We start from the raw sequence: 23778 nt of genomic DNA on the forward strand, positions 1-23778 counted from the left end.
AGGTTCCTAGGTAGCGGCTGTCGGCTGCTCCCCGCGGCGGCGCACCCGCAGGGCGAGCAGGCTGCCGAGGAATCCTGCGGCCAGGCCCCAGCCCGCGCCGATCAGCACCGCGGGCAGATAGTGCGGCTGCAGCGACACCTGGCCGCCGAGTCCTTCCAGGTCGCCGATGCCCAGCACGGACAGCCCCACGTGGGCGTCGAGCCGGGTGAGCAGGCAGATGACGAACATGGTGACGGCAAGCGCGAGCGCGAGGTGCAGCGCGTGCCGTACCGGGGAGATGCCCGCCGGGGACCGGACGGCCATGACGAACCCGGCCGCCAGCAGGGCGACCGCGGCCAGGACGACGAGCCACCAGACGCGTCCGTCGTGCTCGGCCAGGGTGCTCACGCTGAGAGTCGCCGGCACGTCACCGGGCACGCGCAGCACCTCGTCCAGCACATGGGGCATGGGCAGCCCGAACGGACCCGCGACCCGCCCCTCCCAGGAGGCGCCGAGACCGAGGCCGAAGGCGAGCCACACCAGGTTCGGCAGCCCGAGCAGCAGCACGGCGAAGGTCTCTCCCGCGTGCCCCTGGGTGAACGCCACGACGACGCCGACGACCAGCCCGACGGCCACATAGCCGAGCAGCACCAGCAGGACGGCGAAGGCGGTCGGACGGACCGGCTGCTGGAAGTGCAGCAGCCGCGACGGCAGTGGGGCCTTCCGGGACACGGCGAACGCCACCGCCAGCACCACCAGGAACCACAGCAGCCCGAAGCCGAGGGAGGGGGCGACGGAGGGCCGGAAACCGATGGTGGCGGACCCGCCCAGGACCTCGCCGGCGATATCGCCCAACGGGTCGTCCAGGAGCTCGCCCTGGGGTACGTCGAAGCTGTGGCGGGCCAGGACCACCAGCAGGATGAGCGCCCCGAACCACACCGCCGCCGTGCAGGCGATACGGCCGAGCAGCTCGCCGCCGGTGGCCACGGCCCGGTGGCGCAGCGGCCGGAGGAACAGCACGCCCATGGTCAGGGCCCCGGCCAGGCTCACGGACAGCGGCATCGCGGTGACCGACGCGTCCGCGCTCGCGGCGAAGCCGGCATCGCCGGTCAGCTCCATGGATCCGCCCACCGCCATGACCACGGTGGCGGCGAGGACGGCGGGGAACGCCCCGCCGGGCAGATCCGCGGCACCCGCCTGCCACAGTCCCAGACCCCCGACGACCAGCATGGCGACCAGTCCCGCGGCGACCACCGCGAAGGCGTTTGCCCAGGTACGAGCCGGATTGCGTTGCACGCAGCCCACCGTAGGCGGGGTTTGGCGGGCCCGCCCGTCCACGACGGCCATATGCAACGCCGGATTGCGGGGGGCGCGCGGGGGTGGCACAAAGTAGGCATTCGGCATGAAAACGGCTAGAAGTCCATCAGGGGCCATCAAAGGCTCATCAGTGGACGCCCATCAGTGGGAGAAGAGTCCCGTGAGTTCCCAGCCCCCCTCCGAGCCCCCCACCGGCCCCCCGTCCGGTACTCCGTCCGGCCCCGTGTCCGGGCCGCCCTCCGGCCCGCTGTCCGGTCCGTCGTCGGGAGGGCAGCCGCCGGGCCCCCCGGGGCCGCCGACCATGCCCACGGCGCCGGGAGGACCCGGCGAGGGTCCGCCGTCACCCTGGTGGCGGTCCCGCAGGATGCTGGCCACCATCGCGGCCGGCGCGGCGGTGGTGGCGCTGGTGCTCGTCTTCAGCCTGGGCGGCGGGGGAGGAGGCGGAGGGGGCGAGGTCTTCATGCAGGCCGCCAACGCCCAGGGGCAGGACCCGTTCACCCCGTCCACGACCACGGAGTCCGGCGAGTCGTCCGTACCGACCACCGCGCCGGACACCCAGACCGGTGATTCCGACCGCGTCCGCACGGTCGACGGGGCGGCCGACGGGCTGTACGGCGGTACGGCGCAGCAGGCGAGCTGTGACGTCGAGAAGCAGGTCGGCTTCCTCACCGCGAACAAGGACAAGCAGCGCGCGTTCGCGGGCGTCCTCGGACTGCAGCAGGAGCAGGTCCCGGCGTACCTGCGCTCGCTGACCCCCGTCCAGCTCCGCGCGGACACCCGGGTCACCAACCACGGCTACCAGAACGGCCAGGCAACGAGCTACCAGGCCATCCTGCAGGCCGGTACGGCCGTGCTGGTCGACGCCCGCGGCGTACCGCGGGTGCGCTGCGCGTGCGGCAATCCGCTGACGCCGCCCGTCGCCGTGGAGGGCACGACGCAGCGGCAGGGCAAGGAGTGGAGCGGCTTCAAGTCCTCCAACGTCGTCGCCGTCGCGCCGGCCCAGCAGGAGCTGGACAGCATCGTGATGTTCGACCCGCGACTGCTGGAGTGGTTCAAGCGCGTGATCGGCGACCTGCTGGCGGAGCACGACAAGAACGTCCCGCCCCCGCCCGGCGCAACGGCGTCGCCGTCGCCGTCCGGGTCGACATCGGAGTCGCCTTCCGAGACCCCGTCGGAGTCGCTGACGCCATCCCCGTCGGCGAGCACACCCCCCACAGGCACACCGACGACCGAGGCCCCCCCGACGGGCGAACCGACGACGGAGGAGGCGTCCCCCGCCCCACCAACGGAGGCCTCGCTCCCGGCCCCACCGACGGAACAGTCACTGTCGGGCCCCCCGGAATCCCCCGCGGGGGGCACAAACCCCTGACCGGGGCCGCGGCCGCAGCGAGCGGGCCCGGGACCCGGCGCCCGTGGCCACTTTTTCGGTAGGCCCATGACTCACCGTGCAGCAGGTGCCGTTCGGCCCCATCCGGCTGCTCGGCCAGGAGCATTACCCTCCTCGCAAGCCGCGAGCCACGCATTGTGACGAGGATGCTCGCTCCCACGCCTGAGTCACGCTCAACACCGCCGAGGAAGCAATGAGTCCACCAACACCGCTGCCCGGTCCAGGGTTCTGGAGATTGCAGGGGAAGTCCTGGATCCGCCTCGGAAAGTCGCTTGCGCATCGGTACAAGACGCGCCCCCGCAAGGGGCTTTGGGACTCAGCGACGCTGATTCTCTTAGGCGGTCTTTCTCTCGGCACCTATTACGGGCTCATTGTCGACTGGCGCGACAGGAATGACATCCGTATCACCTCGGTAGACGACAGTCAGACTGCCGTCTCACCCCGCTGCCTGCGATCGCTTCGCGGCACCGGAGCCTTACCCGACGGTCACCATCTCTGGATTTCGGTCGAGTCGCCCACCGGCCGCATTCTCTTCGTACGCGAGGCGGAAATGCACGACGGAAAGTGGCGTGCTGACGATTTGACCATCGGCGGGAAAGGCGACGGGGGGACGACGTTCACCCTGGGCGTGGTCGACGTTGCCGCGGATACGCATCGGATGCTGTCCACAGGGGTCATCACTATCGACGACATCAACGGCGAGACGCTTGACCCGGGAGCAGACCTGTGGCGGTTCTCGTTCAAGGCGTATCCGTCCGGTGCCGACCGCCGAGATGACGTGAGCGTCGCCGTCGACCCGAGCGATCTCCGCTCGTGTGACGAGACGGCCTGACGGACGTCCCCCAGCTCAATGACAGAGCTTCGCCTCATGCTCCGCGTGCCCCCGGGGCTCCAGTTGGAACGTGCAGTGTTCCACGTCGAAGTGTTCGCCGAGGCAGCCCTGGAGGTCGTGTAGGAGTTGTTCGTGGCCCACCGCGTCCAGGACCTCGCGGCTCACCACCACGTGGGCCGAGAGGACCGGCATGCCCGACGTGATCGTCCAGACGTGGAGGTCGTGCAGGTCCTCCACACCGGGGAGGGCCAGGATGTGGGCGCGGACGTCCGCGATGTCCACGTCGCGCGGGGCCGCCTCCAAGAGGACGTCCAGGGCCTCGCGCAGGAGCTTGAGCGTGCGGGGGATGATCATCGCGCCGATCAGCAGGGACGCGATCGGGTCCGCCTGGCGCCAGCCCGTGAGCATGATCACCAGTGCGGAGACGATCACCGCCAGGGAGCCCAGGGCGTCCGCCGCGACCTCCAGGAACGCGCCGCGCACGTTCAGGCTCTCCCGTTGGCCGGACATCAGCAGCGCCAGCGACACCAGGTTCGCCACCAGGCCGATCGCGCCGAAGAGCAGGGTGAGGCCGCCCTCCGTCTCCGCCGGATCGATGAAGCGGCGGACCGCCTCGTACAGGACGTAGCCGCCAACGCCCAGCAGCAGGAGGCAGTTCGCCAGGGCCGCCAGGATCTCCGCGCGGGCGAAGCCGTACGTGCGGCGCCCCGTCGCCGGCCGGTTCGCGAAGTGGATCGCCAGCAGCGCCATCGACAGGCCGACGGCGTCCGTCGCCATATGGCCCGCGTCCGCCAGCAGCGCCAGCGAACCGGACAGGGCCGCGCCGGCCAGCTCCGCCACCAGCACCGTCAGGGTCAGGGCCAGCGCGATCCGCAGCCTGCCGCGGTAGGCCGCCGCGGCCGTGCCCGAAACCCCGGGCGGCGGGCCGTGCGAATGATCGTGACCCGCACCCATGCGAGAACCTCCAGCCGTCGGTCGCCGTCCGGGGGCCTGCCCCGGTCCCGGGGCGCACGGCGCACCCGGTCACCACAGTGAACTACGGGGTGGGGGTATCCGGCAAACACGGAACTGAACACCGTTGTCATCGTCTGACCTGCGGAAACGATCCGCCCGGCCGGTCCGCGACCTCAGGCCCGACGCCGGCGCCGTGTCAGCCGGCGGCAACCCGCGCTTCCGGATGCCGCAGCACCCACCCCTCCCACGCCGACGTCACCATCGCCCGCAGGTCCCGCCGCGGCGTCCACCCCAGCTCCTTCTCCGCCCGCGCGTAGCTGGCCACCGACCGCACCGGGTCGCCCGCCCGCCGGCCCACCACCTCGGCCGCCGGCTCGTGGTGCCCGGACACCTCCGCGACCATGTCCGCCATCTCCCGCACGGACACGCCGGTACCGCTGCCCAGGTTCACCGTCAGATCACCGGCCGCGTCCGGCAGGGCGAGCCTGCGCGCCGCGGCGAGATGGGCCTCGGCCAGGTCGACGATGTGGATGTAGTCGCGGATGCAGGTGCCATCCGGCGTCGGATAGTCGTCGCCGTAGATCCGGGGCGCCTCGCCCTTGGTGACCGCGTCGAAGAAGAGGGGGACGACGTTGTAGACCCCGGTGTCCGAGAGCTCGGGCGCCGCCGCGCCCGCCACGTTGAAGTAGCGCAGACACGCGGTCGCGATCCCGTGGGCGCGGCCGGCCGCACGGACCAGCCACTCGCCCGCCAGCTTGGTCTCGCCGTACGGGCTCATCGGCGCGCACGGCGTGTCCTCGGTGATCATGTCGTCGGTCTGCGGCGTGCCGTACACCGCGGCGGACGAGGAGAAGAGGAAGCGCCCGATCCCGGCCGCCACGACCTCGTCGAGCAGCACGGCCAGACCGTGCACGTTGACCTCGTAATACCAGATCGGCTGCTCGACCGACTCGCCGACCTGCTTCTTCGCCGCGCAGTGCACGACGCCGCTCACCTCGTGCTCGGCGAAGGCCCGGCGCAGCACCTCGCGGTCCAGGTACGAGCCGCGGACCAGGGGGATGTCCGCGGGCAGCCGCGAGGGGATGCCGGAGGACACGTCGTCCAGGACGACGACCCGCTCGCCCGCCTCGTGCATGGCCAGCGCCACGTGCGCTCCGATGTACCCGGCTCCACCGATGATCATCCAAGTCATGCCCCGACCCTATCCGCCCGCCGTACGGACGCGCCGCGCCGGGCACGACGCCCCGCCCGCGAAGCGTGCGACGCCCCCCCCCCGCACCGTGCGCAGCGCCCCACCCCCACCCCGTGAGACGCCCCGTCAGCGGGGTCCTGCCTGGTGGCCCGGCTTGTCCCGCAACTCGGTGATGGACCATGATGATCGCGTCGTCGGACAGAGATCGGACAGGAGAACGGGCGGTGAACCCGTGGTTCCGTGGATCCGCTAACCTCTGCCGACAGGCCGCTCGCATACGGGGGACGGGGCGGTGTACAGCCGTGTCCGGACCTGTCGCAGCTCCGGCAGTCCTGCCAGCCAAGGAGTGAGTTCGTCTGCGGACCGCAATCCTCATCGGCCCGTCCGTCCCCGGGTCGCCGCTCGAGGGCGACCTGCGGTCGCTCGGCTATGACGACCTCCGGGCGGCGGCCGACATAGCCGATGCCGCCACGATGCTGGCCTTCCTGCCCGACAGCGGGCCGGAGGCGGGGTCCGTCGCGCTCGTCGACAGCCGGTTCACCGGACACACGCACAGCCTGCGCCTGGCCCTCACCGACCCCCGCTGGACCGCGGCCGCCGTGCCGGGCGCCGTGGTGGCGCACGCCGGGGCGCGTCCCGCGCTGGCCCGGGCCACGATGCGCAGCCACACACTGGACGGCCTCACCGAGCAGCTGGCCGGCCAGCTGCGGTCCGACGGGGGCGAGCTGGTGCGGCCCGAGCTGGGCGCCCTGGTGGCCGCCGTGCCCGCCGACGAGGCCGAGCGAGTCAAGGCGGCAGCGGCCGTCGCGGCGGTGGACGAGGAGAAGGTACGGCTGAACTCCGCCGTGAAGTCCCGGGACGGGTTCTTCACCACCTTCTTCATCAGCCCCTACTCCAAGTACCTGGCCCGCTGGTGCGCCCGCCGCGGCCTCACCCCGAACCAGGTCACCACCGCCAGCCTGCTCACCGCGCTGATCGCGGCGGGCTGCGCGGCCACCGGCACCCGGCCCGGCTACGTCGCCGCGGCCGTGCTGCTCCTCTTCTCCTTCGTCCTGGACTGCACCGACGGACAGCTCGCCCGCTACTCCCTGCAGTACTCGACGCTCGGCGCCTGGCTGGACGCGACGTTCGACCGGGCCAAGGAGTACGCCTTCTACGCGGGCCTGGCGCTGGGCGCCGCCGCGAACGGCGACGACGTCTGGGCCCTGGCGCTGGGCGCGATGGTGCTGCAGACCGCCCGGCACATGGTCGACTTCGCCTTCATAGAGGCCAACCAGGACGCGTCCGGCAAGGCCGCCGCCAACGCCGCGATCTCCGCGCGCCTGGACAGCGTGGGCTGGACGGTGTGGGTGCGGCGGATCATCGTGCTGCCGATCGGCGAGCGCTGGGCCATGGTGGCCGTGCTCACCGCGCTGACCACTCCGCGCATCACCTTCTACGCCCTGCTCGTCGGCTGCGCGCTGGCCGCCTGCTACACGCTGGCCGGCCGCGTCGTGCGCTCGATGCGCGCCCACGACCGCCGTACCGACCGGGCCGTGCGGGCCTTGGGGGCCCTGGCCGACACCGGGCCGCTCGCCGAGGGTGCCGCCGCCGGGCTGCGCGGCGTCGCCCGCCGGCTGCCCGCGGTCGGACCGCCGGCCGTCGCGGCCCTGGGCGGAGCCGTGATGATCGCCACTGCGCTGTTCACCCCCGCCGGCGGCCTCTGGCCGCTGCTCGGCGCGCTGGTGTACGTCGTGACCTCGGGCCTGGCCGTCGCGCGACCCCTCACCGGGCCGCTGGACTGGCTGGTCCCGCCGCTCTTCCGGGTCGCCGAGTACACCACGGTCCTCGCCCTCGCGGCCCGCGCCGACGTATCCGGAGCGCTTCCCGCCGCTTTCGGGCTGGTGGCCGCCGTCGCCTACCATCATTACGACACCGAGTACCGCATACGGGGTGGTGCCGGTGCCCCGCCCGCCTGGCTGGTACGGGCGACCGGCGGCCAGGAGGGCCGCGCCCTCGTGGCGGTCGCCGCGGCCGCCCTGCTGAGCGGCACGGGCTTCACCATCGCGCTCACGGTCATGGCAGTGGCCGTTGCGGCACTGGTGCTCACGGAGAGCATCCGGTTCTGGGTCTCCTCCGGGGCACCCGCAGTACACGACGAAACAGGAGAACCCGCATGATCGGCCTCGTGCTGGCCGCCGGTGCCGGACGGCGTCTGCGCCCCTACACCGACACGCTCCCCAAGGCCCTGGTGCCGGTCGACGGCGAGAAGACCGTGCTCGACCTGACGCTGGCCAACTTCGCCGAGATCGGCCTCACCGAGGCCGCGATCGTCGTCGGGTACCGCAAGGAGGCCGTGTACGAGCGCAAGGCCGCGCTCGAGGCCGCGTACGGGATCAAGCTCACGCTGATCGACAACGACAAGGCCGAGGAGTGGAACAACGCCTACTCCCTGTGGTGCGCGCGTGACGCGATCCGGCACTCGGTGATACTCGCCAACGGGGACACGGTCCACCCGGTGTCCGTGGAGCGCACCCTGCTGGCCGCCCGCGGCGAGGGCAGGAGGATCATCCTGGCCCTCGACACGGTCAAGCAGCTCGCCGACGAGGAGATGAAGGTCGTCGTCGAGCCCGGCAAGGGCGTGCGCCGCATCACCAAGCTGATGGAGCCCGCCGAGGCCACCGGCGAGTACATCGGCGTCACCCTCATCGAGGGCGAGGCCGCCGACGAGCTCGCGGACGCGCTGAGGACCACCTTCGAGCGCGACCCCGACCTCTACTACGAGGACGGCTACCAGGAGCTGGTGAACCGCGGCGTCCAGATCGACGTGGCCCCCATCGGCGACGTGACGTGGGTCGAGATCGACAACCACGACGATCTGGCCAGGGGACGGGAGATCGCGTGCCAGTACTGACCCGGCTGATGCCGAGCCCGGTCGTCGTCGACATCCGGGCCGGCGCGCTGGACGATCTGGCAGCGATCCTCTCCGACCAGCGCATCGCCCCCACGGGCAGCCTCGCCTTCGCCATCAGCGGCGGCTCCGGCCAGGCGCTGCGCGAGCGCTTCGCGCCCGCCTTCCCGGACGCCGACTGGTTCGACGACGCCGACGGCACCCTCGACGGTGCCGTGAAGCTCGCCGACTCCATCAAGCGGGCCGGCCGCTACGACGCGGTGGTCTCCCTCGGCGGCGGCAAGGTCGTCGACTGCGCGAAGTACGCGGCGGCCCGGGTCGGCCTGCCGCTGGTCGCGGTGGCGACGAACCTCGCCCACGACGGACTGTGCTCGCCGGTCGCCACGCTGGACAACGACATGGGCCGCGGCTCGTACGGCGTGCCGAACCCGATCGGTGTGGTCATCGACCTGAACGTGATCCGCGAGGCCCCGGCCCGCTATGTGCGGGCCGGTATCGGCGACGTCATCTGCAAGATCTCCTGCGTCGCCGACTGGGAGCTGTCCCACGAGGTCAACGGCGAACCGGTCGACGGACTCGCCGCCGCGATGGCCCGCCAGGCCGCCCAGGCGGTGCTGCGCCACCCGGGCGGCATCGGCGACGACGCCTTCCTCACCGTGCTCGCCGAGGCGCTGGTGATGTGCGGGCTGTCGATGTCCGTGGCCGGCGACTCGCGCCCGGCGTCCGGCGCCTGCCACGAGATCTGCCACGCGTTCGACCTGCTGTACCCCAAGCGCAACGCGCTGCACGGCGAGCAGTGCGGCTTCGGCGGCACGTTCGCGACGTATCTGCGCGGCGATCTCGACACCGCGCGGGAGATGGCGGGCACGCTGCGCCGGCACGGGCTGCCGGTGCTGGCGAGCGAGATGGGGTTCAGCGATACGGACCTCGTCGAGGCGGTGCGCTTCGCCCCGCAGACCCGCCCCGGCCGGTACACCATCCTCGAGCACCTCGACCTGTCCACCGACCAGATCAGGGACGCCTACACCGATTATGCAAAAGCCATCAGTAGCTGAACTCCGCCCGGTGGTGCACCCCGCGGGCGTGAAGGACCGGCGCAGCGGTGAGCACTGGGGAGGCCGCCTCTACATGCGCGAGATCTCGCTGCGTGTGGACCGGCATCTGGTGAACACGAAGATCACGCCGAACCAGGTGACGTACCTGATGACCGTCGCCGGTGTGCTGGCCCTGCCGGCGCTGCTGGTGCCCGGGATCCCCGGGGCGCTGCTCGGCGTACTGATGGTGCAGCTCTACCTCCTGCTCGACTGCGTCGACGGCGAGCTCGCCCGGTGGAAGAAGCAGTACTCGCTGGGCGGCGTCTACCTCGACCGGGTCGGCGCCTATCTGACGGACGCCGCCGTGCTGGTCGGCTTCGGTCTGCGCGCCGCCGACCTGTGGGGCGACGGGGGCGTGGACTGGCTGTGGGCGTTCCTCGGCACGCTGGCCGCGCTCGGCGCGATCATGATCAAGGCCGAGACGGACCTGGTGGGCGTCGCCCGGCACCAGGGCGGGCTGCCGCCCGTCCAGGAGTCGGCGTCCGAGCCGCGCTCGTCCGGGATGGCGCTGGCGCGCCGGGCCGCCGGGGCGCTGAAGTTCCACCGGCTGATCCTCGGCATCGAGGCGTCGCTGCTGATCCTGGTGCTGGCGGTGCTGGACACCATCAGGGACGACCTCTTCTTCTCCCGGCTCGGCGTGGCCGTGCTCGCGGGCATCGCGGTCCTCCAGACCGTGCTGCACCTCGTCAGCATCCTCGCCTCCAGCAGGTTGCGGTGAACGCAATGGCACATGAACAGCTGAAGCTGGGCGCGGTCGTGATCACCATGGGCAACCGCCCCGCGGAGTTCCGGGCCCTGATGGAGTCCATCGCCAAGCAGGACGGCCCGCCCATCGAGGTGGCGGTCGTCGGCAACGGCGCTCCCGTACCCGAGCTGCCCCCGATGCCCGGCAGGGTGCGGACCGTCGACCTGCCCGAGAACCTGGGCATCCCCGGCGGCCGCAACGTCGGCATCCTCGAGTTCGGCCCCGGCGGCCGGGACGTGGACGTCCTGCTGTTCCTGGACGACGACGGCCTGCTGCCGAACCAGGACACCGGCCGGCTGGTGCGCGAGGCGTTCGCGGCCGACGACGGGCTCGGGATCGTCAGCTTCCGGATCGCCGACCCCGAGACCGGCGTCACCCAGCGCCGCCACGTGCCGCGGCTGCGCTCCTCGGACCCGCTGCGCTCCTCGCGGGTCACGACCTTCCTGGGCGGCGCGAACGCCGTCCGCACCAAGGTCTTCCAGGAGGTCGGGGCGCTCCCCGAGGAGTTCTTCTACGCCCATGAGGAGACGGACCTCGCCTGGCGCGCGCTGGACGCCGGCTGGTCCATCGACTACCGCGCGGACATGGTCCTGCACCATCCGACCATGCCGCCGAGCAGGCATGCCACGTACCACCACAACGTCGCCCGCAACCGCGTCTGGCTGGCCCGGCGCAATCTGCCCGCGGCGCTGATCCCGGTCTACCTCGGCGTGTGGTTCCTGCTCACGCTGGTACGCCGCCCCTCGGCCGCCGCCCTGAAAGCGTGGCTGGGCGGCTTCCGGGAGGGCTGGACCACCCCCTGCGGTCCACGGCACCCCATGAAGTGGCGTACGGTATGGCGGCTGACCCGGCTGGGCCGACCGCCGGTCATCTGACAAGCTTGCGTTTAGTCACCGAGGACGGAAGTTTTACGACTGTGAGCGATACGGCAATGGGCGCCCCGCCCGGCAGCCACCCCGACGACACGCTGTCGCCGGCAGAGCTGGCCGCGAAATACGGACTGTCCGTCAGCGGAGCCAGACCTCCGCTGCCCGAGTACGTCCGGCAGCTGTGGGCACGGCGGCACTTCATCCTGGCCTTTTCGCAGGCCAAGCTCACGGCGCAGTACAGCAAGGCGAAGCTGGGCCAGGTGTGGCACGTGGCCACGCCGCTGCTCAACGCGCTGGTCTACTACTTCATCTTCGGCCTGCTGCTGGGCGCCCGCGACGGCATCCCCGGCGGCTCCGGGAACTACGTCCCGTTCCTGATCATCGGGGTGTTCATCTACACCTTCACCCAGCAGTCCGTGATGGCCGGTGTGAAGGCGATCCCGACGAACCTCGGTCTGGTGCGCGCGCTGCACTTCCCGCGGGCCTCGCTGCCGGTCTCGTTCGCGCTGCAGCAGCTCCAGCAGCTGCTCTACTCGATGATCGTCATGATCCTCGTGCTGGTGGCGTTCCACCAGCTGCCCACGCTGCGCTGGCCGCTGATCCTGCCCGCCCTGCTGCTGCAGTTCATGTTCAACTCGGGGCTGGCCATGATCATGGCGCGGGCCGGGGCGAAGACGCCGGACCTGGCGCAGCTGATGCCGTTCATCCTGCGTACGGTGATGTACGCGTCCGGCGTGATGTTCCCGCTGCACTACATGATCACGCACCCGGACCGCGGCAACCTGCCGCTGTGGGTGTCGGACATCATGCAGGCCACCCCGATCGCGGTGTACATGGACCTGGTGCGCTACATCTTCATCAGCGACTACTCGTACGCCGACGTGGCGCCGCACATCTGGCTGCTGGCCCTGGGCTGGGCCGTGGTCACCTTCGTCTTCGGGTTCGTCTACTTCTGGAAGGCCGAGGAGCGATATGGCCGTGGCTGAGCACCTTCCCACCGATGCCACCGCCCGCGGAGACCGCGTTCCCACCGTCATCTGCGACAACCTGCACGTCATCTACCGGGTCCACGGAGGCGGCGGGCGGGGCAACGCCACCGCCGCGCTGAACCGGATGGTGCGCCGCCAGCCCTCGAACCGCATCCGCGAGGTGCACGCGGTGCGCGGGGTGAGCTTCACGGCGTACCGCGGTGAGGCCGTCGGACTGATCGGCACCAACGGCTCCGGCAAGTCCACGCTGCTCAAGGCCGTCGCGGGCCTGCTGCCGGCGGAGAGCGGCAAGGTCTACACCGACGGCCAGCCCTCGCTGCTGGGCGTGAACGCGGCGCTCATGAACGACCTGACCGGCGAGCGCAACGTCTATCTCGGCGGCCTCGCGATGGGGATGACGCGCGAGGAGGTCCGCGAGCGCTACCAGGAGATCGTCGACTTCTCGGGGATCAACGAGAAGGGCGACTTCATCACCCTGCCGATGCGCACGTACTCCTCCGGTATGGCGGCGCGGCTGCGCTTCTCGATCGCCGCGGCCAAGGACCACGACGTGCTGATGATCGACGAGGCCCTGGCCACGGGTGACCTGAAGTTCCGCCGGCGCTCCGAGGCCCGGATCCGCGAGCTGCGCCAGCAGGCCGGCACGGTCTTCCTGGTCAGCCACAGCTCGAAGTCCATCCTCGACACCTGCAACCGGGTGCTGTGGCTGGAGAAGGGCGAGCTGGTCATGGACGGGCCGGCCGAAGAGGTCATGGCCGCGTACGAGAAGGAGACCGGCAAGTAGCCCGCGTACGTACGACGACGGCCCGCCCCGATCCGATCGGGGCGGGCCGTCGTCGTACCGGCGGTCGGGTCAGACCCCCGCGGGCATCCGCTCCTCCTGCGGCGCCTCGCTCAGCCCCACCCGGTCGTGCAGCCGGCGCAGCCCCTTGGGCGCGTACCAGGCCGACCGGCCGAGCAGCCGCATCGCCGCGGGTACGAGCACGCCGCGGACGGCCACCGCGTCGATCAGGATCGCCAGCCCGCTGCCCAGACCGAACATCTGGATGAAGCTGACCTCGCTGGTGGTGAAGGCGAAGAAGCTGACCGCCAGCAGCCCCGCCGCCATGGTGACGATCCGCCCGGTACGGGCGAGCCCCTGGGTGACGGCCTCCACCGGCGCCTTCCCGGCGTCGTGCAGCTCCTTGATCCGGCTGGTCAGGAAGACCTCGTAGTCCATCGACAGGCCGAAGGCGATGCAGAACATCAGCACCGTCATCGCGGTGTCCATCGGCTGCTCGGTGAAGCCGAGCAGACCGCTCAGATGCCCGTCCTGGAAGACCCACACCATCGCGCCCATCGCCGCCAGCAGGCTCACGGCGTTGAGCACCAGGGCGCGCAGCGGCTGGACGACGCTGCCGGTGAACAGGAAGAGCAGGGCGAACGTGGTGACGGCGATCCAGCCGATCGCGTACGGCAGCCGCTCACCGATGGAGTCCCTGGAGTCGACGAGCCGGGCGTCGACGCCGCCCACCAGCACCTCGGTCCCGGCCGGCGGGGGCACCGCGCGCACCTCGCGCACCAGGTCCTGGGCGGCCTGCGACTTGGCCTCGAGGCCGCTGATCACCGTCAGCCGCTGCGCGTCCGGCCGCCCGAGCGCCGCGGCGGCGGGACCGGGCTCGGAGCGCTGCCCCCCGGCCCAGCTGCCCGCGCTCGTGTCGACCCGGGCCACGCCCTCGAGACCGGCGAGAGCCCGCGCGTACGAGTCGAGCGCGGGTGTGTCGACCGCGCCGGTCGAGACGAGCTGCAGGGCGCTCTCGTCGTTCGACGGGAAGCCGCGCTCGACGGCCGCCGAGACCTGGCGGCTGCCGGCGTCCTCGGGCAGCACCCGCTCGTCGGGCGTGCCGAAGGTGACGCCCAGCAGCGGGCTCGCGGCCAGCAGCAGCACGGCCAGCACCGGCAGGGCGGTGAGCGCCGGGCGGCGCATCACGGTGCCCGCGATCCGCCCCCACAGCCGGGAGTCGGCGCTGCGCACGGTCTTCGCGCCGGGGACGCGGCCCCGGTTCACCCGGTGACCGAGCACCGCCAGCAGCGACGGTACGACGATCAGGGAGCTGACCGCCGCGATGGCGACCACGCCGATCCCGGCGTACGCGAAGGAGCGCAGGAAGAAGGGCGGGAAGAGCAGCAGCGCCGCCAGGGCCGCGATCACCGTGGCGGCGGAGAAGGCGATGGTGCGGCCGGCGGTCGTGACCGTGCGGCGGATCGCCTCGGGGATGTCGTCGCCGTGTGCGAGCTGCTCGCGGAACCGGCTGACCAGCAGCAGACCGTAGTCGATGCCGAGGCCGAGGCCCAGCGCGGTGGTGAGGTTCACCGAGAAGATCGAGACATCCGTGACGCTGCCGAGGACGTACAGCTCGGCGAAGGTGCCCATGATCGCGATCAGCCCGATGACGAGCGGGAGCAGCGCGGCCACGAACGAGCCGAAGGCGATCACCAGCAGGATCAGCGTCAGCGGTACGGCGATCGACTCGGCGACCGCGAGGTCCTTGCTGACCTGGGACGACACATCGTCACCCACGGCCGCGTCGCCGCCCGCGCGGACCTGGACGCCGTCGCGGTCGCCGGCGTAGGCGTCGATCAGGGCCTTGGCGTTGTCGCCCTCCTCCTTGTCGCCGCCCTTGACGTGCGCGAGCACCAGGGCCTGGTCACCGTCCTCGGAGACCAGGCCCTGGCCGCCCTGGTCCCAGTAGGAGACGACGTTGGCGACGGTGTCGTCGCTCTTGAGCCCCTCGGTGATCTCCCGGCCGCGGGCGTCGGCGGCCGGGGTGCCGACGCCGTCGACGAGGAGGACGAAGTTGGTGTCCCCGCCGAACCTCTCGTCGATCACCGTGCGGGCCTGGGTCGACTCGGCGTCCGGATCCAGGAAGCCGCCTCCGCTGAGCTTGCCGAACGCCCCGACGCCGACGACGGCCATCGCCGCCACCGCCAGGGCGGTCAGCCAGAGCAGCAGTCTGGGCCTGCGTGCCGTGAGTCCGGCGATCCTGAGCAGCATGGCAGTGGTCCCCTCGGAATGTTAACGACGTTAACCTCTACGGTCGCAGGGGATGTTATGCCTGTCAACATCGGGCATGATTCGACCATGGGAGAAAACAAGGGAGGCCGCTCCGGCTATCACCACGGCGATCTGGAGAACGCGCTGGTGGGTGCGGCGATGGAGCTCGCCCGCGAGGGCGGTCCCGAGGCCGTCGTGCTGCGCGAGGCCGCCCGGCGTGTCGGCGTGTCGGCCACGGCCGCCTACCGGCACTTCGCCGATCGGGCCGATCTCCTGGCCGCGGTGAAGGCCCAGGCGCAGCAGGCGCTCGCCGACACCATGGCCGCGGTCGTGGAGGAGCTCGGCGGCGGGCCGCGGGAGCGGTTCTTCGCGCTGGGGCGGGGCTATGTGCGGTTCGCGGTGGAGCAGCCGGGGCTCTACCGGGTGGCGTTCTGCCGGATCCCGCAGACGCACGGGTTCGACGCCGCCGGCAAGGGCGACCGGGTCCCCTCGTTCGGCATGCTGGTCGGCCTCCTCGACGAGCTGCAGGAGGCCGGGGTGATGCGGCCGGGCGCCCGCCAAGGGGCGGAGGTTGCCGCCTGGGCCACCGTGCACGGGCTCGCGATGCTCATCCTCGACGGACCGCTGTCCACCCTGCCGGACCCGGCGCGCGACGCGCTGGTCGACGGCGCGCTGACCATGGTCATCGAGGGCCTCACGGTCGCCTGAACCGCCGCCGTGCACCTTCCTGAACGCGTTCACGCGATCACGTTCCGGTCAAGTCCCTGCAGCGCAGGGAAGTTTCGGGGATCGTCTGGAGTTGCTCCGGGGGGAGCCTGCCCCCGGGCATACGTGCGAGCCCTGTACGGCGTACGCTGTTGCGGTGCTGCTTCGTCCCCAGACGGGCGGTATCAGCCCGCTCGCCGCCCCAGCTCGTACCGCAGCGTCGCAGCTCAGGGTGGGCGTGAGCGGCGTGTCCGAAATGGGTTGGTCTGGGTCGGCAGTGTAGAACGGGAGGCGTGACGGCATTGATCAGGTTCGAGTCCTGGGACCCGGCCGCCCCCGCCGCCACAGCGGGGAGGACGGCGGCCCGGAAGGCTGCCCCGACGAACTCCGCGCGGCAGTCCCCGGGCAGTTTCCGGTGACCGCCGGAAACCGCCGGGCGCCGGACGTCGTCTTGCGGAGGGTGGGGGGAAAGAACCGTAAAGATCCATCACGCGCCGTACTGGACCAGGCCCGTGACGAGAATTTTCCTGTCGCGCCGTTCTTCCTGCCGAAGGCATGGCGCACCGACCTCATGGCCGTCTACGGCTATGCCCGGCTCGTCGACGACATCGGCGACGGCGACCTCGCGCCCGGTGGCGCGGACGCCCGGGCGCTGGGTCTCGACCAGGAGCAGGCCGCCGACCGGCTCGTGCTGCTCCAGGCGTTCGAGGACGATCTGCACCGTGTCTTCGACGGCTCCGAGACGCCGCGGCACCCGCTGCTGCGCGCCCTGCAGCCGACCGTCCGCAAGCACCACCTCGAGCCCGGACCGTTCCTCGGCCTCATCGGGGCCAACCGGCAGGACCAGCTGGTCAGCCGGTACGCCACGTACGAGGAGCTCCTCGACTACTGCGAGCTCTCCGCCAACCCGGTCGGCCGGCTGGTCCTGCAGCTCGCGGGCGTCGCGACCGAGCAGCGGATCGCCTGGTCGGACGCGATCTGCAGCGGACTGCAGATCGTGGAGCACCTGCAGGACATCGCCGAGGACCTGGCGCGGGACCGGATCTACCTGCCGGCCGAGGACATGAAGCGCTTCGGGGTGAGTGAGGCGCAGCTCGCCCGGCCGGCGGCGGACAAGGACGTCCGCGCACTGACCGCGTTCGAGGTCGAACGTGCGAACGAACTGCTGGATCAGGGCGCACCCCTGGTGGGGAGTGTCCACGGCAGGCTGAAACTACTGCTCGCGGGATTCGTGGCCGGGGGGCGCGCCGCACTGAAAGCCATCGCGGCAGCGGGCTACGACACCCTCCCCGGTCCTCCCAAGCCCACCAAGCCCGTGCTGCTGCGCGAGGTGGGCGCGGCTCTGCGAAAGAAGAGGTGAGGATACGTGGAAACCGTCAGCCCTCCTGTACTCGCCGCGTACAGCTACTGCGAGGCCGTCACCGGTCTGCAGGCCCGCAACTTCGCGTACGGCATCCGGCTGCTGCCCGCCGACAAACGGCGCGCGATGTCCGCCCTGTACGCGTTCTCGCGCCGGGTCGACGACATCGGCGACGGCGACCTCGACCCGCGGGAGAAGGCCGTCCGGCTGGAACAGACCCGCGACGTCCTCGGCCGGATCCGCAAGGGCGACGTCTCCGAGGACGACATCGACCCGGTGGCCGTGGCCCTGGACCACGCCGCCCGGGCGTTCCCCGTCCCGCTCGGCGGGCTGGACGAACTCATCGACGGCGTCCTGATGGACGTACGCGGCGAGGAGTACGAGACCTGGGACGACCTGAAGGTCTACTGCCGCTGCGTCGCCGGCGCCATCGGCCGCCTCTCGCTGGGCGTGTTCGGTACCGTCCCCGGCGCGCGCGGCGCGCGTCACGCCCCCGAGTACGCCGACACCCTGGGGCTCGCGCTGCAGCTGACCAACATCCTGCGCGACGTCCGCGAGGACGCCGGCAACGGCCGCACGTATCTGCCCGCCGAGGATCTCGCCAAGTTCGGCTGCTCCGCCGGCTTCCACAGCGACACGCCGCCGCCGGGCTCCGACTTCGCGGGCCTCGTGCACTTCGAGGTGCGGCGGGCGCGGGCGCTGTTCGCGGAGGGTTTCAAGCTGCTGCCGATGCTGGACCGGCGCAGCGGCGCCTGCGTCGCCGCGATGGCCGGCATCTACCACCGCCTGCTGGGCCGGATCGCCGCCGAACCCGAGGCGATCCTGCGCGGCCGCGTGTCCCTGCCGGGCCGCGAGAAGGCGTACGTCGCCATGCGCGGGCTCACCGGCTACGACGCCCGGCAGACCGCCCGGAGGCGCCGGGCATGACCGCCGACAGTCCCGGGGGGTGCCCGACGGAGCTCCGCGGCGTCGCGACGCCCCCTGAGGCGTACGCGAGTTCGCACCGGGACGCGGGTTTCGCGCGGGCCGTCGGCGGGCCAAGGATCCTGATGCGGCGGGCAACCTTCCGCCGGAAGCCTGCGTCCTTGATCGTGATGACCGAGGGGGAGGTCGTATGAGCGCCGCTGCAGCGCCGTCCGGGGGACGGCCGTCGGCGGTGGTGATCGGGGGAGGGCTCGCCGGTACCACCGCGGCGCTCGCCCTTGCCGACTCCGGTGCCGACGTCACGCTGCTCGAAGGGCGGCCGCGGCTCGGCGGGCTCGCGTTCTCCTTCGAACGGCAGTCCGCCGCGGGCCCCCTCACCGTCGACAACGGCCAGCACGTCTATCTGCGTTGCTGCAGCGCGTACCAGTACTTCCTGGACCGCGTCGGCGGCCTCGACCTCGCCCCGCTGCAGCGCCGTCTCGACGTACCCGTGCTGGACGCGGAGACGATGCGGTTCGGGCGGCTGCGCCGGGCCGGACTGCCCGTACCGCTCCATCTGGCCGCGAGCCTCGCCCGCTATCCGCATCTGTCGCTCGCCGAACGCGCGAGCGTCGGGCGGGCGGCGCTCGCGCTGAAGGGGCTCGACCTCGCGGATCCGGACCTCGACAAGGAGGACTTCGGCAGCTGGCTCGCCCGGCACGGGCAGTCCCCGCGCACCGTCGAGGCGCTGTGGGACCTGGTCGGCGTCGCCACCCTCAACGCCGTGGCGGGGGAGTCGTCCCTGTCGCTCGCCGCGATGGTCTTCAAGACGGGCCTGCTCTCCGAGCCGGGCGCGGCGGACATCGGCGTCGCCCGGGTCCCGCTGGGCGAACTGCACGACACCCTCGCCCGCCGCGAGCTGGACAAGGCCGGCGTACGCACCCTGCTGCGCACCCGCGCCAAGTCCGTCGTCCGCGGCGACGACGGCCGCTGGCAGGTGACTGCGGCGACCGGACCGCGAAGCGGCGAGACCCTCGACGCGGACGCGGTGGTCATCGCCGTACCGCAGCGCGAGGCGCACGACCTGCTGCCCGACGGGGCCGTCGAGAACAAGGGCCGGCTGCTCGAGATGGGCACGGCGCCCATCCTCAACATCCATGTGGTGTACGACCGCAAGCTCGTCCGCCGGCCGTTCTTCGCGGCGCTCGGCAGCCGGGTGCAGTGGGTCTTCGACCGCACCGACACCTCCGGGCTGGCCGGCTCCGCGGACGGACAGGGAGGCCAGTATCTGGCGCTGTCCCAGTCGGCGGCCCAGGAGGACATCGACCGTCCGGTGGAGGAGCTGCGCAAGCTGTATCTCCCCGAGCTGGAGAGGCTGTTGCCCGCCTCCCGCGACGCCGTGGTACGCGACTTCTTCGTCACCCGGGAGCGCACCGCCACCTTCGCGCCCGCCCCCGGCGTGGTGCGCCTGCGCCCGCCCTCGCGCACCCGTGCGCGCGGACTGGCGCTGGCCGGCGCGTGGACCGACACCGGATGGCCCGCGACGATGGAGAGTGCCGTGCTCAGCGGGATGTCGGCGGCGCGTGGCATCCTTGGCGATCTCGGTCGCCGACTGACCCCGCAGACCCGCACACGACCCCTGCCGGTGACGGCGACCGAGGCGGCATGAGAAACGGATACCAAGGAGACAGCGTGGCCGTGAACGACTCGAACCACACCGGTGGTACGGAGGCCCTGCTCGAGCGCGGGCGCGCCCTCTCCACCCCGCTGCTGCGCACCGTCGTCGACCGGCTCGCGCCGCCCATGGACACCGTCGCCGCCTACCACTTCGGCTGGATCGACGCCCAGGGCCGGCCCGCCGACGGCGACGGCGGGAAGGCCGTGCGCCCCGCGCTGGCGCTGATCTCCGCCGAGGCCGCCGGTGCCCCGCCCGAGGCGGGCGTACCGGGCGCGGTCGCCGTGGAGCTGGTGCACAACTTCTCGCTGCTGCACGACGATCTGATGGACGGCGACGAACAGCGCCGCCACCGCGACACCGTCTGGAAGGTGCACGGCCCCGCCCAGGCCATCCTGGTCGGCGACGCGCTCTTCGCCCTCGCCAACGAGGTGCTGCTGGAGCTCGGCACGCCCGAGGCGGGCCGCGCCACGCGCCGGCTGACCACCGCCACGCGCAAGCTGATCGACGGTCAGGCCCAGGACATGTCCTTCGAGGGGCGCGAGCGCGTCACCGTCGAGGAGTGCCTGGAGATGGAGGGCAACAAGACCGGCGCCCTGCTGGCCTGCGCCTGCTCCATCGGCGCGGTGCTCGGCGGCGCCGACGACGCCACGGCCGACGCCCTGGAGACGTACGGCTACCACCTGGGACTCGCCTTCCAGGCCGTCGACGACCTGCTGGGCATCTGGGGCGAGCCGGCCGTGACCGGCAAGCAGACCTGGAGCGATCTGCGCCAGCGCAAGAAGTCCCTTCCGGTGTGCGCCGCGCTCGCCGCGGGCGGGCCCGCCTCGGAGCGGCTCGCCGAGATGCTCGCCGCCGACGCCAAGACCGCGACCGGGGAAAATCCGGAGGCGGACGGGACTTCTGATGGTGTTGGCTTCAGCGAGGAAGAATTCGCCACCCGGGCGGCGTTGATCGAGGAGGCGGGCGGCCGGGAGTGGACCTCCCAGGAGGCCCGCCGCCAGCACGCCACCGCGCTCGCCGCACTGAACGGAGTGACCATGCCGGATTCCGTCCGGGCCCAGCTCACCGAGCTCGCCGACTTCGTCGTCGTACGCAGGCGCTGACCGGCGCCGTTGAGGGGGGCGCCGACAGGCGCCCGGCGCAGGCACCGACCGGCCTGCGCGCACAGGGGAGAACTCTCACTGGGAAAGGGGTGCCACCCATTGACCGCGACAACTGACGACAGCGCAGGATCCGTACACCCCCAGCCCCCGTCCGCCACGACCGTCGCCGCTCCGCAGCCCGGCGCGGCGGGCGAGCGGGAGACGTTAGTCGCTGCCAGAGCCGCTGCCGAGCGTGCCACCGCCCATCTCCTGGACCGCCAGGACGAGGCGGGGTGGTGGAAGGGCGACCTGGAGACGAACGTCACCATGGACGCCGAGGACCTGATGCTGCGTGAGTTCCTCGGAATCCGGGACGAGCGCACCACGGCCGCGGCCGCCCGCTGGATCCGCTCGCAGCAGCAGACGGACGGTACCTGGAACACCTTCCACGGAGGACCGGGCGAACTGTCCGCCACCATCGAGGCGTACGTCGCGCTGCGCCTCGCCGGTGACACACCGGACGCGCCGCACATGGCGACCGCGTCGGCCTGGGTGCGCGAACAGGGGGGCATCGCCGCGAGCAGGGTCTTCACCCGGATCTGGCTCGCGCTCTTCGGCTGGTGGAAGTGGGAGGACCTCCCCGAACTGCCGCCGGAGCTCATCTACTTCCCGTCGTGGTTCCCGCTGAACATCTACGACTTCGGCTGCTGGGCGCGGCAGACCATCGTGCCGCTCACCGTCGTCTCGTCCGAACGGCCCGTCCACCCGGCGCCGTTCACGCTGGACGAGCTGCACGCCGACCCGTCCCAGCCGAACCCGCCCCGCCCGCTGGCCCGCCCGTTCACCTGGGACGGGGCCTTCCAGCGCCTCGACAAGGCGATGCACCTGTACCACAAGGTGGCGTTCCGGCCGCTGCGGCGGGCGGCCAGGAAGCGGGCCGCGGACTGGATCATCCAGCGGCAGGAGAACGACGGCTGCTGGGGCGGCATCCAGCCGCCCGCCGTGTACTCCGTCATCGCCCTGCACCTGCTGGGCTACGGCCTGGACCATCCGGTGATAGTGGCCGGGCTGAAGGCGCTCGACGAGTTCGCCGTCTGGCCCGACGACGAGACCCGGATGATCGAGGCGTGCCAGTCCCCGGTCTGGGACACCTGCCTGTCCGTGATCGCCCTGGCCGACGCCGGCGTGCCGGCCGACGACCCGCGGCTGGTCAAGGCCGCCGACTGGCTGCTGGCCGAGCAGGTCCTCGCGGACGGCGACTGGTCGGTGCGCAAGCCGGACCTGGCTCCCGGCGGCTGGGCGTTCGAGTTCCACAACGACAACTACCCGGACACCGACGACACCGCCGAGGTCGTCCTCGCCCTGCGCCGCGTGACCCACCCCGAACAGGCCAAGGTCGACGACGCGGTGGAGAAGGCGGTGCGCTGGACGGCCGGCATGCAGTCGAAGAACGGCGCCTGGGGGGCGTTCGACGCGGACAACACCTCGCCCCTGCCGAACAAGCTGCCCTTCTGCGACTTCGGCGAAGTCATCGACCCGCCGTCCGCGGACGTCACGGCGCACGTCGTGGAGATGCTGTCGTACGAGGGGCTCGCCCAGGACCCGCACGCCCGCCGCGGCGTCGCGTGGCTGCTGGCCGAGCAGGAGGCGAACGGCGCCTGGTTCGGGCGCTGGGGCGTCAACTACGTCTACGGCACGGGCTCGGCCGTACCGGCGCTCGCCGCCGCCGGGCTGCCGGCCTCGCACCCCGCGATCCGGCGGGCCGTGACGTGGCTGGAGAGCGTGCAGAACGACGACGGCGGCTGGGGCGAGGACCTGCGCTCCTACCCCGACCCGGAGTGGATCGCCCGCGGCAACTCCACCGCCTCCCAGACGGCCTGGGCGCTGCTGGCGCTGCTGGCCGCCGGGGAAGCGGAGTCCAAGGCGGTCGAGCGCGGCGTCCTGTGGCTCGCGCGCACGCAGTTGGAGGACGGTTCCTGGGACGAGCCGGAGTTCACCGGCACGGGCTTCCCCTGGGACTTCTCCATCAACTACCACCTGTACCGGCAGGTGTTCCCCCTCACCGCGCTCGGGCGCTATCTGCACGGCGGTGCGGACGCGCTGGAGCGCAGCAGGCGGGAGGACTGATGCCGGCACCCGCTCTCGGTACGGACACCCCGCTCGTGCTCGCCTGTGCGCTCGGCATCGAGCGCCGGGCGCTGCGCGGCGGGATCCGTGGCGGAGCGGCCGGTCCGGTCGCCGTACTGCGGAGCGGAATGGGGCCCGCCGCCGCCCGGCGCGCGGTCGCCGAGCGGCTCGCGGATCCCGTGTTCCGTAACGCTCCTGTCATGGCAACCGGTTTCTGCGCCGGACTCGAAACCGGGATGCGCCCGGGGGACGTCTTTCTCGCCGACACCGTCGAGGTGGACGGCGAGCGCATCCCCTGCGACGCCACCCAGACGCTGGCCGAAGCCATCGGCCTGCTCGGGCTCACCGCCCACCGCGGCACCCTGGCCGGATCCGACCACGTCGTGCGGCCGCGCGAACGTGACGGACTGCGCGCCACCGGCGCCGCCGCCGTGGACATGGAGTCCGCGGCCACCCTCAGCGAGGCACTGCGCGCCGGGCCCCGCCCGGTCGCCGCCGTCCGGGTCGTCGTCGACGCCCCCGGACACGAACTCATCAACGTCAAGACACTGCGCGGTGGCCTGAGGGCCTACCGCGTGCTCAGCACACTGCTACCCGCCTTCCTCGAATGGCACCGTACGTCGCTCCCCAGGAGGTGAGCC

20 protein-coding genes are annotated in these 23778 nt (G+C 71.9%); 16 read left to right on the forward strand and 4 right to left on the reverse strand.

Annotated features, from left to right (window positions below):
• Positions 1-6: 6 nt before the first annotated feature.
• A complete protein-coding gene (locus AB0M28_RS08910) occupies positions 7-1275 on the reverse strand; it encodes a streptophobe family protein (protein ID WP_365400046.1) in 1269 nt (422 codons plus the stop codon).
• A gap of 385 nt (positions 1276-1660) precedes the next feature.
• On the opposite strand from AB0M28_RS08910, the gene AB0M28_RS08915 reads away from it, so the two are divergent.
• Entirely contained in the window at positions 1661-2665 is a 1005-nt protein-coding gene (locus AB0M28_RS08915; protein WP_365400049.1) for a DUF6777 domain-containing protein, read from the forward strand.
• A gap of 253 nt (positions 2666-2918) precedes the next feature.
• Complete coding sequence (locus AB0M28_RS08920; protein WP_365400052.1) at positions 2919-3515, forward strand: hypothetical protein; 597 nt, start codon at positions 2919-2921, stop codon at positions 3513-3515.
• Positions 3516-3530: 15 nt separating this feature from the next.
• Here the strand turns inward: AB0M28_RS08920 and AB0M28_RS08925 are convergent, their stop codons facing one another.
• Positions 3531-4469 carry a cation diffusion facilitator family transporter gene (locus tag AB0M28_RS08925; RefSeq protein WP_365400055.1) on the reverse strand — a complete coding sequence of 313 codons (939 nt, stop codon included), beginning with the start codon at positions 4467-4469 and terminating at the stop codon, positions 3531-3533.
• A 196-nt stretch (positions 4470-4665) separates the two neighbouring features.
• On the reverse strand, positions 4666-5661 hold the full coding sequence (gene galE, locus AB0M28_RS08930) for a UDP-glucose 4-epimerase GalE (RefSeq protein WP_365400058.1): 996 nt from the start codon (positions 5659-5661) through the stop codon (positions 4666-4668).
• 356 nt (positions 5662-6017) lie between these two features.
• Between galE and AB0M28_RS08935 the strand changes: the two genes are divergently transcribed.
• The 7 genes from AB0M28_RS08935 to AB0M28_RS08965 are packed head-to-tail and all read left to right on the forward strand — an operon-like array spanning position 6018 to position 13032.
• Positions 6018-7820 (forward strand): DUF5941 domain-containing protein, encoded by a 1803-nt coding sequence (locus AB0M28_RS08935; RefSeq protein ID WP_365400155.1) that lies wholly within the window; start codon positions 6018-6020, stop codon positions 7818-7820.
• A complete protein-coding gene (locus AB0M28_RS08940; RefSeq protein WP_365400061.1) occupies positions 7817-8554 on the forward strand; it encodes a phosphocholine cytidylyltransferase family protein in 738 nt (245 codons plus the stop codon). The genes AB0M28_RS08935 and AB0M28_RS08940 overlap by 4 nt, the downstream gene beginning before the upstream one ends.
• A complete protein-coding gene (locus AB0M28_RS08945) occupies positions 8542-9606 on the forward strand; it encodes an iron-containing alcohol dehydrogenase family protein (RefSeq protein WP_365400064.1) in 1065 nt (354 codons plus the stop codon). The genes AB0M28_RS08940 and AB0M28_RS08945 overlap by 13 nt, the downstream gene beginning before the upstream one ends.
• Positions 9584-10363: a CDP-alcohol phosphatidyltransferase family protein gene (locus tag AB0M28_RS08950; protein ID WP_365400068.1), complete on the forward strand. Its 780-nt coding sequence runs from the start codon at positions 9584-9586 to the stop codon at positions 10361-10363. The genes AB0M28_RS08945 and AB0M28_RS08950 overlap by 23 nt, the downstream gene beginning before the upstream one ends.
• A 5-nt stretch (positions 10364-10368) precedes the next feature.
• Positions 10369-11265, forward strand: coding sequence for a glycosyltransferase (locus tag AB0M28_RS08955; RefSeq protein WP_365400071.1), 897 nt, complete (start codon positions 10369-10371; stop codon positions 11263-11265).
• Between the two features lie 56 nt (positions 11266-11321).
• Positions 11322-12245: an ABC transporter permease gene (locus tag AB0M28_RS08960; RefSeq protein WP_365400157.1), complete on the forward strand. Its 924-nt coding sequence runs from the start codon at positions 11322-11324 to the stop codon at positions 12243-12245.
• Positions 12232-13032, forward strand: a complete 801-nt coding sequence (locus AB0M28_RS08965) for an ABC transporter ATP-binding protein (protein WP_365400073.1) — start codon at positions 12232-12234, stop codon at positions 13030-13032. The genes AB0M28_RS08960 and AB0M28_RS08965 overlap by 14 nt, the downstream gene beginning before the upstream one ends.
• 69 nt (positions 13033-13101) lie before the next feature.
• On the opposite strand, the gene AB0M28_RS08970 is transcribed toward AB0M28_RS08965, so the two are convergent.
• Entirely contained in the window at positions 13102-15282 is a 2181-nt protein-coding gene (locus tag AB0M28_RS08970) for an efflux RND transporter permease subunit (RefSeq protein WP_365400076.1), read from the reverse strand.
• A gap of 87 nt (positions 15283-15369) precedes the next feature.
• On the opposite strand from AB0M28_RS08970, the gene AB0M28_RS08975 reads away from it, so the two are divergent.
• The 7 genes from AB0M28_RS08975 (at position 15370) to AB0M28_RS09005 (ending at position 23775) form a co-directional block, all read left to right on the forward strand.
• The gene (locus tag AB0M28_RS08975) at positions 15370-15990 is read left to right on the forward strand and encodes a TetR/AcrR family transcriptional regulator (RefSeq protein ID WP_365400079.1); all 621 of its coding nucleotides are present in this window, start codon (positions 15370-15372) and stop codon (positions 15988-15990) included.
• Between the two features lie 457 nt (positions 15991-16447).
• Complete coding sequence (gene hpnC, locus AB0M28_RS08980; RefSeq protein WP_365400082.1) at positions 16448-17347, forward strand: squalene synthase HpnC; 900 nt, start codon at positions 16448-16450, stop codon at positions 17345-17347.
• 6 nt (positions 17348-17353) lie between these two features.
• Positions 17354-18274, forward strand: a complete 921-nt coding sequence (hpnD, locus tag AB0M28_RS08985; protein WP_365400085.1) for a presqualene diphosphate synthase HpnD — start codon at positions 17354-17356, stop codon at positions 18272-18274.
• 187 nt (positions 18275-18461) lie between these two features.
• Positions 18462-19919, forward strand: a complete 1458-nt coding sequence (gene hpnE / locus AB0M28_RS08990) for a hydroxysqualene dehydroxylase HpnE (protein WP_365400088.1) — start codon at positions 18462-18464, stop codon at positions 19917-19919.
• A gap of 23 nt (positions 19920-19942) precedes the next feature.
• Entirely contained in the window at positions 19943-21031 is a 1089-nt protein-coding gene (locus AB0M28_RS08995) for a polyprenyl synthetase family protein (protein ID WP_365400091.1), read from the forward strand.
• A gap of 99 nt (positions 21032-21130) precedes the next feature.
• The gene (gene shc, locus AB0M28_RS09000; protein ID WP_365400094.1) at positions 21131-23137 is read left to right on the forward strand and encodes a squalene--hopene cyclase; all 2007 of its coding nucleotides are present in this window, start codon (positions 21131-21133) and stop codon (positions 23135-23137) included.
• Complete coding sequence (locus AB0M28_RS09005) at positions 23137-23775, forward strand: 1-hydroxy-2-methyl-2-butenyl 4-diphosphate reductase (RefSeq protein WP_365400097.1); 639 nt, start codon at positions 23137-23139, stop codon at positions 23773-23775. Before shc ends, AB0M28_RS09005 begins: the two co-directional genes overlap by 1 nt.
• Positions 23776-23778: the final 3 nt, after the last annotated feature.

The organism is Streptomyces sp. NPDC051940 (assembly GCF_040680895.1).
In the GTDB taxonomy this organism is placed as follows: domain Bacteria; phylum Actinomycetota; class Actinomycetes; order Streptomycetales; family Streptomycetaceae; genus Streptomyces.